General features: G+C 53.5%; 10 protein-coding genes. 3 read left to right on the top strand and 7 right to left on the bottom strand.

Features of this window, described 5'->3' with window-relative positions:
- Positions 1-21: 21 nt before the first annotated feature.
- On the bottom strand, positions 22-1,308 hold the full coding sequence (thrC, locus tag KBY68_RS00535; protein ID WP_255095501.1) for a threonine synthase: 1,287 nt from the start codon (positions 1,306-1,308) through the stop codon (positions 22-24).
- A 148-nt stretch (positions 1,309-1,456) separates the two neighbouring features.
- On the opposite strand from thrC, the gene KBY68_RS00530 reads away from it, so the two are divergent.
- Complete coding sequence (locus KBY68_RS00530; RefSeq protein ID WP_255095500.1) at positions 1,457-4,201, top strand: UPF0182 family protein; 2,745 nt, start codon at positions 1,457-1,459, stop codon at positions 4,199-4,201.
- Between the two features lies 1 nt (position 4,202).
- Here the strand turns inward: KBY68_RS00530 and fba are convergent, their stop codons facing one another.
- The 5 genes from fba to KBY68_RS00505 all read right to left on the bottom strand — a co-directional run bounded on the left by fba (position 4,203) and on the right by KBY68_RS00505 (position 9,484).
- Positions 4,203-5,255 (bottom strand): class II fructose-bisphosphate aldolase, encoded by a 1,053-nt coding sequence (gene fba / locus KBY68_RS00525; RefSeq protein WP_106500316.1) that lies wholly within the window; start codon positions 5,253-5,255, stop codon positions 4,203-4,205.
- A gap of 26 nt (positions 5,256-5,281) precedes the next feature.
- Positions 5,282-6,532: a DEAD/DEAH box helicase gene (locus KBY68_RS00520; RefSeq protein ID WP_255095499.1), complete on the bottom strand. Its 1,251-nt coding sequence runs from the start codon at positions 6,530-6,532 to the stop codon at positions 5,282-5,284.
- Positions 6,533-6,535: 3 nt separating this feature from the next.
- Positions 6,536-7,726 (bottom strand): glutathione S-transferase family protein, encoded by a 1,191-nt coding sequence (locus tag KBY68_RS00515; protein ID WP_255095498.1) that lies wholly within the window; start codon positions 7,724-7,726, stop codon positions 6,536-6,538.
- 154 nt (positions 7,727-7,880) lie between these two features.
- Positions 7,881-8,507, bottom strand: coding sequence for a DUF2301 domain-containing membrane protein (locus KBY68_RS00510; protein WP_255095497.1), 627 nt, complete (start codon positions 8,505-8,507; stop codon positions 7,881-7,883).
- A complete protein-coding gene (locus KBY68_RS00505; protein ID WP_255095496.1) occupies positions 8,504-9,484 on the bottom strand; it encodes a glutathione S-transferase C-terminal domain-containing protein in 981 nt (326 codons plus the stop codon). Before KBY68_RS00505 ends, KBY68_RS00510 begins: the two co-directional genes overlap by 4 nt.
- 28 nt (positions 9,485-9,512) lie before the next feature.
- Between KBY68_RS00505 and KBY68_RS00500 the strand changes: the two genes are divergently transcribed.
- On the top strand, positions 9,513-10,067 hold the full coding sequence (locus KBY68_RS00500; RefSeq protein WP_255095495.1) for a DUF2939 domain-containing protein: 555 nt from the start codon (positions 9,513-9,515) through the stop codon (positions 10,065-10,067).
- Here the strand turns inward: KBY68_RS00500 and KBY68_RS00495 are convergent.
- On the bottom strand, positions 10,057-10,869 hold the full coding sequence (locus KBY68_RS00495) for a mechanosensitive ion channel family protein (RefSeq protein WP_255095494.1): 813 nt from the start codon (positions 10,867-10,869) through the stop codon (positions 10,057-10,059). The two genes, KBY68_RS00500 and KBY68_RS00495, sit on opposite strands and share 11 nt — an antisense overlap.
- Positions 10,870-10,989: 120 nt before the next feature.
- Between KBY68_RS00495 and KBY68_RS00490 the strand changes: the two genes are divergently transcribed.
- Positions 10,990-11,409 (top strand): nuclear transport factor 2 family protein, encoded by a 420-nt coding sequence (locus KBY68_RS00490; RefSeq protein ID WP_255095493.1) that lies wholly within the window; start codon positions 10,990-10,992, stop codon positions 11,407-11,409.
- The last annotated feature ends 214 nt before the right edge of the window (positions 11,410-11,623 follow it).

Raw genomic sequence — 11,623 nt, 5'->3', positions numbered from 1 at the left:
AATAATAGAAGTAGCTAATAATTAAACGCCAACGCTTTCCCAGGTGGCGCGCTGGAGCGACTGGGCCCTTTCCCAGGCGGCATTAAAGCTGGCCAGCTGGGGTTCGATGGTGTGGGGCTCACCCACCACAGCACTAACGGCTTCGGTGGTTTTTAAGCCATTGCCTGTGATGTAAGCAACGGTGGTTTCAGATGGATCGATTTTGCCCTGTTCCACCAGTTTCTTAAGCACTGCAATTGTTGTGCCACCTGCGGTTTCAGTGAAAACACCTTCGGTTTCAGCCAAGAGCTGGATGCCAGCGATGATTTCGTCGTCTGTTACGGCGGCAATGGAGCCACCGGTGCGGTTTGCCAGATCGATGGCATAGGGACCATCGGCTGGATTACCAATGGCGATTGATTTTGCAATGGTGTTTGGTTTTACAGGCGTAATGAAATCCCTACCCTCTGCAAATGCTTGGGCTATGGGTGAGCAACCCTCAGCTTGGGCGCCACTAAAACGCACCTTCTTTTCATCAACTAAACCAACTTTGATGAATTCATCAAAACCCTTGCTGATTTTAGTAAACAGGGAACCGGAAGCCAAGGGGGCAACGATGTGGTCGGGCAATTGCCAGCCAAGTTGTTCAATAACTTCATAGCCAAGGGTTTTTGAACCCTCTGAGTAATAAGGGCGCAAATTGATATTAACAAAGCCCCAACCATAGGTATTTGCCACTTCACAGCAAAGCCTATTCACCTGGTCGTAATTACCTTTAACCGCCATCAAGGTGGGGTTATAAATCAAGGTGCCGAGGATCTTGCCCGCCTCGAGATCAGCGGGAATAAATACACAGCAATCCATGCCGGCATGGGCGGCGATCGCTGCGGTGGAATTAGCTAAATTACCTGTGGAAGCACAGCTAACCGTAGAAAAACCAAGCTCCCGAGCCCTTGTTAGGGCAACGCTAACCACCCGATCTTTAAAAGAAAGGGTGGGCATATTTACGCCATCATTTTTGATATAGAGATTCTTGATACCGAGGCGCCTTGCCAGGCGATTTGCCTTAAGCAGGGGTGTAAAACCGGTGCCCACATCGATGGGATCCCCCTCGATGGGCAAGAAATCGCGGTAGCGCCAAATCGATACGGGGCCAGCTTCGATCGAGGCGCGGGTGGTGCGAGCCCGAATGGCGTCGTAGTTGTAAACAACCTCGAGGGGGCCAAAGCACACGTCTTCGCAAACGTGGCGAGCGCCAGCTCCGTATTCATGGCCGCATTCCTTGCAGCGCAAGCCTTTGAAAGTAACCGAGGCGAGGGTAGACGTCACGGCTGAAAGTCGTATTGCACCAAGTTAGCAGCGCCATTAGGGTGAACGATTAAATCCCAACCGTGGTGGTTGGGTATTAGCAACGATATTGATTGGATAGGGTTTGGTAATGGGTGCCCCAGCTTTTTCGCGATCACAATCAGCGGCCTTGGCGAGCTTTTTGGCAGCGGCACTGCTGCTGATCTTGCTGCTGCCAAGGCTATGGGTGGAATTTGCTTGGTTTGAACAATTTCAGCTCGAGCAACTGCTGCTGCGCCGCTGGGCGGTGCAGGGGGTTGCCTTTATTGCGGTGCTGGGCCTTGGCATCCCACTGCAACTACAGCAATTGCAGCGCTGCTGGAGCCTGCGCAGCCAAAACCAAATCCAAAGGGGCAACCTGCCACCCCTAAGGGGCTGGGGGCTCAGTTTTGTGTTGGCCTTGCTTTTGGGCTCGCTGTTGCTGGGCCTTACCTATTTATTGGTGCAGGCCCGGGGCTTGATAAATGCCCCCTTCAACAACGAAGCGCTCAGCGGCCTACCGATGCTGGCGGGTGTACCTGTGGGCTTGCTGCTGGCGCTGGCACTGGCTTTATTGCTACCGCTTTTGCGCTGGCCCTTAACAACGCTGCGGATTGCCCTCTCGGCAGCTCTGGTGGCATCGGCCACCGCCCTGGCGCGGGGTTGGAGCCTTTGGCTGCCGGCCCTATTGGCGGCACCATTTGGCCAGGGGGACCCCATTACCGGGCTTGATCTGAGCTTCACGGTGTTGCAACTACCAGCGCTGCAGCTGGTGTTGAGCGTTGTTATGGGCCAATTACTGGTGGGGTTGGCCGCCTGCCTGTGGCTGAGCGTTAGCCAGGGAAACAGTTTTAGCGAGTGGTATTTCAGTGGCCTGAGCAAACCGCAACAACGGGTATTGCAACCTCAACTGGCGGCACTCGCCCTAGTTGCTGCCCTGATTACGGCCCTAAGCCCATTTGAACTAATGGTGGATGGCCATGGGGTGGCAGCGGGGGCTGGCTTCGTTGATGTGTATGTGCGTTTACCGCTGCGGTTGCTTTTAGCCGGATTGCTTCTACTCACGGCCGGCGGCCTGATGACCCCCCTGCCCAGCGGCTGGTTGCGGCGGGGGCTGCTGCTGCCATTGGCCTGCACCGGCCTCTTGATCCCCCTGGCGGAATTGCTAATTGCACCAGTGGTGCAGCGGTTCATGGTGCAGCCGCGGGAACTACAGCTGGAGCGCACCTATTTGGAGCGCACGATCAAAGCCACCCGCGCTGCCTTTGATTTAGATCAAGTGCAACAGGAAACCTTGGAGCCACGCCAAGGGCTAGATGCAGCCGATTTAAAACAAGGCCCGGGCACGATTGAAAACCTGCGGCTATGGGATAACCAGCCCCTGCTTGCCACAAACCGGCAATTGCAACAGCTGCGCCTTTATTACAGCTTTCCCTCTGCAGCCGTAGATCGCTACAGCCTCAGCAGCGATCAAAACCGGGGCGCCCAACAGGTGCTGATTGCACCAAGGGAACTGGATGCCAATGCATTACCTGGGGCATCTCGCACCTGGCAAAACCTGCACATGGTGTTTACCCACGGCTATGGCTTCACCGTTTCACCGGTGAATGCCTTTGGCCCCGACGGCCTGCCGATATTTTTTGTTAAAGATCTAGGCCGCAGCGGCCAGGTGCAAGGTTTTGCTGAATTGGATGTAACCAGCGCTGAAGTGCGCCGCCAATTACCGGTGGGGGAACCGAGAATTTATTTCGGCTTCAATGCCACCCCCTATGCAATCGCACCATCGCGGGTAAAAGAATTCGACTACCCAGAGGGAGATCTAAATATTTATTCCCACTACAAAGGAACGCTTGGCGTTCCTTTAAGCCATAGCTGGCAGAAAATATTTGCTGCCAACTACCTAAGGGAACCAAGGCTGCTGTTTACGGGCGCCCTTGAGGCGAATAGCAAATTGCTGCTGAGGCGCCAAATCCAAGCTCGCCTAAAAGCAATCGCCCCATTTCTGCGCTTTGAAAACGCACCCTATTTAGTGACGGCAAGCCTGCCCCCCGGCAGTGGCTTCAAACGAGGCGTGCATCAATTCTGGTTTGTGGATGGATTCACCACAAGCCGCAGCTATCCCTACAGCGAAGCTAATTCCCAAGGTTTGCGTTATTTACGCAACCCGGTAAAAGCAATAGTAGATGCATATACAGGTGATGTGCGCTTTTATGTAAGTGATCCCCAAGATCCAATACTACGCACCTGGCAGAGGATATTCCCTGAATTATTTGCCCCCTTAGCTGAGATGCCAAAGGAGCTACTAAAACACATTCAAGTTCCCCAAAGCCAATTTGCAATTCAGGCGGAGATGCTACTGCGTTTTCATGTAACAGATGTGCGCACTTTTTATAATGGTGATGATGTTTGGGATATCCCCTTAGAGATATATGGAAATCGCAGTGTTGAAGTGAGGCCATATCACGTAACTTTGCAACTACCCGGGGAAAAAAGGCCTGAGTTTGTGTTGCTTTTACCTTTTTCTCCCCTAAAGCGCCCTAATTTGGTGGGTTGGCTCGCTGCTCGCAATGATGGCAATGCCTATGGCAAATTAAGGCTGGTGCGCTTTCCGCAGCAAAGGTTGCTGCTGGGCACCCAACAGATATCAGCGCTAATCGAACAGGATCCTGTTATCAGCCGTCAATTTGGCCTTTGGAATCGCCAAGGTTCGGAGGTGATACAAGGCAACCTCCTGGTGGTGCCGATCGGCAAAGGCCTTCTTTATGTTGAACCGATATATCTGAAGGCACGAAATGGCGGCCTGCCCACCCTCGTGAGAGTTGTGGTGAGCGATGGCCGCCGTTTTGTGATGGAGAGCAACCTAGAAAAAGCGCTTGCTTTATTGGTTGCTAAGTAAATCAGTAAAGGGAACCTTTGGCGTAGAGGCCGGCGTAGTAGTTGATATCTTGCTGTTTGATCTTGCTGGCATTACCGGCGGCCCAGAACTGCTGGTAGCGATCGAGGCACACCTGCTTCATGTACGCGCGGGCTGGTTTATTGAAATGGCGGGGATCAAAATTGCTGGGATCTTTAGCAGCTGCTTCCCGCACAGCTGCGGTGAAAGCCAAGCGATTATCGGTGTCGATATTCACCTTGCGCACACCGTTGCGAATACCCTCTTGGATTTCTTCAACGGGTACCCCGTAGGTTTCGGGGATTGCACCACCGAATTTATTGATCATGTCGAGCCACTCTTGGGGCACGGAAGAAGAACCATGCATCACCAGGTGGGTATTTGGGAGGGCCTTATGGATTTCAGCAATTCTTGAAATCGCTAAAACTTCACCGGTGGGTTTGCGGGTGAATTTGTAGGCGCCATGGCTGGTGCCGATGGCAATTGCCAAAGCATCAACCTTGGTTTTAGCAACAAAATCAGCGGCTTCAGCGGGGTCGGTGAGCAGTTGTGAATGGTCGAGGGTGCCTTCAAAGCCATGGCCATCTTCAGCTTCACCTTGGCCGGTTTCAAGGGAACCAAGGCAACCCAATTCACCTTCAACGCTCACGCCGATGGCGTGGGCAACACTCACCACTTCCTTGGTAACCGCCACGTTGTATTCGTAGCTGGCAGGGGTTTTGGCATCGGCTTCAAGGGAGCCGTCCATCATCACGGAGGTGAAACCATTGGCAGCAGCACCGAAACAGGTGGCGGGGCTGTTGCCGTGGTCTTGGTGCATCACCACTGGGATGTCTGGGTAGGTTTCCACCGCCGCCAGGATCAGGTGACGCAGGAAATTTTCGCCGGCATACTGGCGAGCACCGCGGGAAGCTTGCAGAATTACGGGGCTATCGGTTTCATGGGCAGCCTCCATGATCGACTGCACCTGCTCGAGGTTGTTCACATTGAACGCTGGGATGCCGTAGCCGTTTTCAGCAGCGTGATCTAGCAGCAGGCGTAGCGGAACAAGCGCCATGGGAACTCTGTGGATTCCGGGCGAGTTTACCGTGCAAGCCTGCGCCTTTGACCAGATCCGGGGGCCGGTTTGCGAGAAGATCTGGCCGGTGGCTTTTCCACAGGGCCCGCAGAAATTGGTTTTTCCGGTTCAAACCCAGGTACCACCTGGCGTGGCAGCGATGCTCCGATGAGCCTTTCGATTGCTTTGAGCAAATCCCTTTCCTCGGCGCTCACCAAAGAAAGGGCATGGCCGGTTTGGCCTGCCCTGCCGGTGCGACCAATGCGATGCACATAGTCTTCCGGCACGTTTGGTAGATCCATGTTCACCACATGGGGCAACTGGGCGATATCGAGGCCGCGGGCGGCAATATCAGTTGCCACCAGTACCCGCAGCTCGCCATCTTTAAAACCACCCAGGGCACGGGTGCGGGCCCCTTGGCTTTTATTGCCATGGATGGCAGCGGCCTGGATACCTTCTTTGATCAACCTTTCAGCCAACTTGTTAGCGCCGTGTTTTGTGCGCGAAAAAACCAACACCTGTTGCCAGTTGTTGCTGATGATCAAATGGCTTAACAAGGCACCTTTACGGCCTTGATCAACGGGATGAATGCATTGATCAACGGTATCGGCCGTGCGGTTTTCAGGGCTTACTTGAATCTGGCGGGGTTGATGCAAAAAGCCTTCGGCTAATTTGCGAATCGGGCCGGAAAATGTGGCAGAAAACATCAGATTTTGACGTTTTGATGGCAACCAACGCAGGATTTTTCGGATGTCGTTGATGAAGCCCATATCGAGCATGCGATCCGCTTCATCGAGCACCAACAGCTCCAGCCCACGAAATTCCACCACCCCCTGGCCGTGCAGATCAATCAACCGACCTGGGGTTGCCACCAACAGATCAACGCCCCGGCGTAAACGCTCGATTTGCGGATTGATGCCAACACCGCCAAACACCACCGCACTGCGCAGGGGCAAGCCGTGGCCATAGGTGTTTGCACTTTCAGCCACCTGGGCGGCCAATTCACGGGTTGGCGTTAACACAAGGGCGCGCACATGGCCTGCTCCGGCCCTGGTGCCATGGCGCAATATTTCAAGCATTGGCAGGATGAAACCGGCTGTTTTACCGGTGCCGGTTTGGGCGGCAGCCATCAGGTCGCCGCCGCTTAATACAGCGGGGATTGCCTGTTCTTGGATTGCGGTGGGGCTGCTGTAGCCACAGCGGTGGAGGGCTTCCAGCAGGGGCCGGCCCAGGCCGAGGTGGGCAAAACCAGGGGCCGGAGAGGGTAGTTCTTTCACAACTCAACTATGGACTAAGAACGGAGCTGGGTTTTGATCGCGGCGATGGCGACGCGGCAGGGCAGCTGGAAGGCGCGAACCGGCAAGGGCGGCGGTTTGCTCTAGGGCAGCGCGCAACAGCCGGGCGGCATGGATGCCCATATCGCGGGGCACACAAATGCGATCGCGCAGGTTGCGCAAACCCAAATCACTGTTGGGGGGTGGCGCACAGGGGTCATCGGTTACTAAACGGGTGAGGGCAGCCCGCAGGGCGGCATCGCTGAGGCCGGGGGTGTGCTCCAAAAGGGTGCGGCGATGTTTAATCACCCGTCTTAGGGCCTCAGTGGCAGGGTTAGAGCCTGGCGATGGCGAACCTGCATCGCTGAGGTTGTGCCAGGGGCCAGCATCGATGCGGGCAGCCCAGTAGTTGGCAGCAGCACTGCCATTGCCATAGCAACCACCCATCTGGGGCGGCAGGTCGTGGGCGTGGGTGTGGTGGTCGCTGCGGGTGCCGCAGTAGGTGCTGCGTTGCTCTAAGCCAGTAAACCAACGGTCGATGGCAGGCCAGCGCTTACGCAATTCATAGCCCTTGTAATAGAGCAGGCTGCTGTTCATGCGCTCCAGATAGGGCACAAAAGCTAGATCGGCACTGGAAAAATGTGTAAACAAGAAGGGGCCTTGCTCCTTTTCAAGGGCTGCTTCCAGGCGCTGCAGCTGAATTTCAAACAGGCGTTCACCTTCTGTTTCCTGGCCTGGGTAACAAAGCCAGGTGCACCAAGCGCGAAATAAATCACGTTCTAATGCGCGCAAAGCTAAAACTTCCGGATCTTGAATAGAGCGGCCATTAACACCACCAAGCACCCCAAAGCTGCGCTCTAAGGCAAGCAAGATCACATCACTTTCGGCAATCATTTGGCCATCAATGCTTAAAGCCGGCAACATGCCAGATGGCACTAGTTGGCGAAACCAGGCTTCCTTTTCGCCATAGCAAAACATCGAAACCTTTTTAATTTGATAGGGCACCTGCTGTTCCTCAAGCCAGAGCCACACCTTTTGGCAATAGGGGCACCAGGCGTGGTGATCGCGATAAAGCACCACGCGAATTTCGGCAAGGGGCCTGCCAAAAGGGCGCAGGCGCGCCTGGCTATTGGCGGGGCCTTCTGAGCGGTTGGGCTCAGGTGGGGCAAGGGCCTCCAGTTGCTCCCAACTAAACATGGATTTTTGTGTGCACTTGGCCACACAATTGCAGCAATTGGGCTGTTGTGGTTACAAAAGAGATGGATCCGGCGACGTAGCCCCTCCGTCGGCCAAGAGCGCCTAGCCCTGGCGCTCCGAGAAAACCCCTGGCAGAGCCGGGGGTTTTCTTGTATCAAGCCCGATGGGCATCCAGATGGGCAAAAACGCTGAGATCGCCCAGATCGGCCTCAGGGGCCATGGGGAATTTCCGCAAGGCGAGCAGCAGTAGCAAAAGGCTTTCCAGCCCCAATAGTGCTGCTGCGATGGGGGCGCTAAGCACACCAGCGAGCCAACCAAGCAACAACAGGGGCAACAGGAGGGTGAGGCCAATCGCTTCTGGCCGTTGAAAACAGAAGAATTCCTTGAAACCCAAACCAGCTAAAGCAGCAAAAAAGGGACCAACGGCCCAAATCCAAAGCGGTTGTGCCACCAGGGTGGGCAAGATTGCGGCGGGTCCCACCCGCCAGGCCAACACAGCAGCGCCAAGGCAGCCAAGCAACCAAAACAATTGCAGGCTGCGATGGAGCGGCCGCACATAGATGTGCACCCAACGCAGGGCACCACCGAGGCCAAGGCCCATCAACAACAACCAGGGCCAACAAAAACCTGGGCCCCATTGGCGCCACTGAATTAGCAGGCCGGCTTGGGCAAGGGCAAGCAGCAATAGGGAGAGGCGATAAAACAACACCTCCTGGCGGTGCTGGGCCGTAACGGTGTATGGGCCGTAAACACCTTGGTATGTGGCGGGAGCAGATGTCATGGCTTCATTGTGGCTTGGATTAAGGCAAATAGCTCCTCGCTGGAGGAGGGGCCAGCCGGAACAATCAGCGATGGATTGAGCGGAAATAGGGCACCGAAATAATCACGGCGCCAGGCGGCTGGGTAGCAGGTATCAACAACACCTGGCAGGGAGCAGAAACGGGCCCGCCAAGCCCATAGGGCAGGAAAACTAAACAGTGGTGCCCGGCTGCAACGAAATAGGGGTGCATAAACCTGCTCCCAGCGAATCAAGGTGGGGAATAGGCGCACATCGGCCATGGTGAGCTCGCTGCCACATAGCCAGGGGCCTTGCCTTAGAAGGGCTTCCTCCAGCTGGGCAAGGCCGGCAAATAGGGCCGCCTCCGCCCGGTTATAGGCGGCTTGATTACGGGCAAAGCCACAGCGATATACGCCATCATTAATATCATTCTGCATTAAATTAAGCCAATGATTGATAGCAACTAAGCTTTGGCTAGGCAGCAGGTTTGGAGCGCCGTTAGAAGGGGAGGGTAAAAAATTTAAAATTTCAATTAATTCAGCACTTTCATTATTAATTATTGAAGCTTTTTGCGAACCATCACCAGGGTTCAATAGAAGCGGAACCGTAGCTCTGGCATTACTTTTTGCGCCGCAAAGTTGATATAGCTCAGCGAGGGAATTACAGCCAAGAAGGGGTTCTGGAAATACCCAGCGGCCTGCCTTGGGATCGGGCTCCACAATTAAGAGCTGAACGGATGGCTCCAATTGGCGTAAACGCCACACCAACCAGGCGCGGTGGGCCCAGGGGCAACTGCGGCCAATAATTAACTGAAGCCTGCCTGCCCCCTGCAGGGATTCGAGGCCAGCTCCTGCAAATTCCGAGGGGCGCCTTTGGAAATTTCCATCCCGATCGGCGGGGGCAAGGCCAGCCATCAAACGCTGCCATTCCCATTGCCAAAGGCAGCGGGCCGTAGCTACTAAGGCGGGTGGAACAGTCATGCTGATCACCCTGGCATAGGCGGCACGGATGAAACAACGGGATTTAATAGCCGCTTGCGCCTTGATTGGTGTGGCCGGTGGTGTTTACCTAAGCCCGCTGGTGAGCCTGGGGATGCTGATTAATGCAGCGCAGCAGGGTGATATAAGCAGGATGGAGCAACTAGTTGATTTTACTGAATTGCGCAGCAGTATTAATAAACAGGTGAAAATAAAAGCCGAAAATCAACTCACTGAATCCCTGGGGGGCCGCAATTTATTTAGTGAAATGATCGCGTCAGTTGGCATGCTGGCAATAAATCCAGTGGTTGATAGCAAGGTAAATGAAACCGTATCAGCAGCTGGGCTGATTGGAGCATTAAAAGATATACAAAAACAATCGGAAAATCAAAATAAGATTGAACAGGTTGTGGGGCTAGGCAAACAATTAAGCGGCTTTAGGCTCAGCTACAAAAATCCAAATCAGGCATTGCTTGAGCTGCCAAATCCAAATGCAACAGCTGCCGGCGCAACAAAAATATCGCTACTAATGCAACGAAAACAGCTATTGCAATGGAAACTAGTGGATGTGCAACTTAATTTGTAGAGCTGCCTTGCATTGCAACGGGGATGCGGGGCACGGGGAAACCAGCTTTACCAAGAACATCCACAATCATGCGGTTGGTATCAAAATAAACCTGCCAATAGTTTGCGGTGTGGGTATAGGGGCGAACGGCGAGGCGTGGGCCGCGCTCACTGAATTCCAAAACGGCCACATCACCGGGTTTACCATCCACCTGATTGGGCACCTGCAAAAGACCAGCCTGCAGCAAAGCGATCGCTTGGGCCACATCAGCGCTGTTATCTAACTGGGCAACTAATTCAACACGGCGGTAGGAATTAGCAGAGTAGTTTTTGATATTATCTCCAAATAGTTTGGCATTACCAACATAATTACGCACGTTATCGGGTGAGGTGATCGCAGTAACAAACATACCCACTTCATCTACGGTGCCTTCCACACCGCCTGCTTCCACATAATCACCCTTATTTATTGGCCTAAAGATTTGCAGAAAAACGCCAGCGGCAAAATTACCCAACATGCCACTCCAGGCGGCGCCAATCGCTACACCAGCACCGGCCAAGAGAGCAGCAAAACTGGCTGTTTGGATGCCAAAGAAACCGAGGATGGCAACCACTAACACCACCCGCAAAAGGGCGCCAAGGATGTTTAGTAGATAACCAATCAAGGTGGGATCAAGGCTGCCGCGGTTGAGCATGCGACGCAGCAAACGCAGAGCAAAACCAATCAGCCAGCCCCCCACCATCCAAAGGGCAATAGCCCCTAGGAGCTTGAACAAAAAGGGCACGAGGATGTCTGTTACAAGCGAAATGCCAGGGGATGCCATGGAAAAAATGAATACAGCCATAGGTTGGCGGGTATCGCTGTTATTGGCCGTTAATTTCTAGATTTGCTCTCTTTTTGCTGCCAAAAGCAATAAGATTGGTGTTGATGGGTACTTGATGCCATGGATGCTGCTGCTCTTAAAGCATTATTTACCAAGCCCTATGGAGCTCCATTCCCCAGTGAAGCCCAATGGCTTGAAGCCTATGCGGAAGATGTGCATTTCAGCGACCCCACCCAGGAACGGCATGGAATCAAGGCTTATATAGCGGCCCAGGAGGGTTTAATCAAGCGTTGTGATGATATTTATTTGCTGCCGGGTGCCATTGCAATTGATGGCGATCGGGCATTTGTGGAATGGGTGATGGGATTAAAGATCAAAGGAATTGAGTTTATTTATCCAGGCACAACACGCTTAATATTTAATCAAGAAGCTAAGATTTGTGATCATCGCGACTATTTTGATTTTATCGGCCCAACCTTTGAACCGGTGCCAGTGGTGGGAAATTTCGTGCGCTGGCTCTATAAGCGTTTTGTAGATTAATTAACTCTGATCAGCTATGCCACCATTACTACCCGGCAAAACAAAAACAAATTGGCTAGCAAATGGCCTTAAAATTGCTGGTGCCGCCATCGCAACGGTATGGCTGATCACTATATTACCCTATATATTATTGTTTAGTTTAATTTTAGCACTGCTATTAATACCAACATTGCGCAGGCTGCGATCAGAACTGGAGCAAACAATTAATATCGAG

The organism is Synechococcus lacustris Maggiore-St4-Slac, from assembly GCF_024345595.1.
GTDB classification, from domain to species: Bacteria; Cyanobacteriota; Cyanobacteriia; order PCC-6307; family Cyanobiaceae; genus Synechococcus_D; species Synechococcus_D lacustris.
Note: the sequence above shows the minus strand (reverse complement) of the source record. Positions and strands in the feature narration are given on the sequence as shown.

Bases quoted from the DNA above. Each gene is read 5' to 3' on its own strand.
- fba (WP_106500316.1), bottom strand. From the start codon at position 5,255: ATGGCGCTTGTTCCGCTACGCCTGCTGCTAGATCACGCTGCTGAAAAC.
- KBY68_RS00515 (WP_255095498.1), bottom strand. From the start codon at position 7,726: ATGTTTAGTTGGGAGCAACTGGAGGCCCTTGCCCCACCTGAGCCCAAC.
- KBY68_RS00510 (WP_255095497.1), bottom strand. From the start codon at position 8,507: ATGACATCTGCTCCCGCCACATACCAAGGTGTTTACGGCCCATACACC.
- KBY68_RS00505 (WP_255095496.1), bottom strand. From the start codon at position 9,484: ATGACTGTTCCACCCGCCTTAGTAGCTACGGCCCGCTGCCTTTGGCAA.
- KBY68_RS00500 (WP_255095495.1), top strand. From the start codon at position 9,513: ATGAAACAACGGGATTTAATAGCCGCTTGCGCCTTGATTGGTGTGGCC.
- KBY68_RS00495 (WP_255095494.1), bottom strand. From the start codon at position 10,869: ATGGCATCCCCTGGCATTTCGCTTGTAACAGACATCCTCGTGCCCTTT.
- KBY68_RS00490 (WP_255095493.1), top strand. From the start codon at position 10,990: ATGGATGCTGCTGCTCTTAAAGCATTATTTACCAAGCCCTATGGAGCT.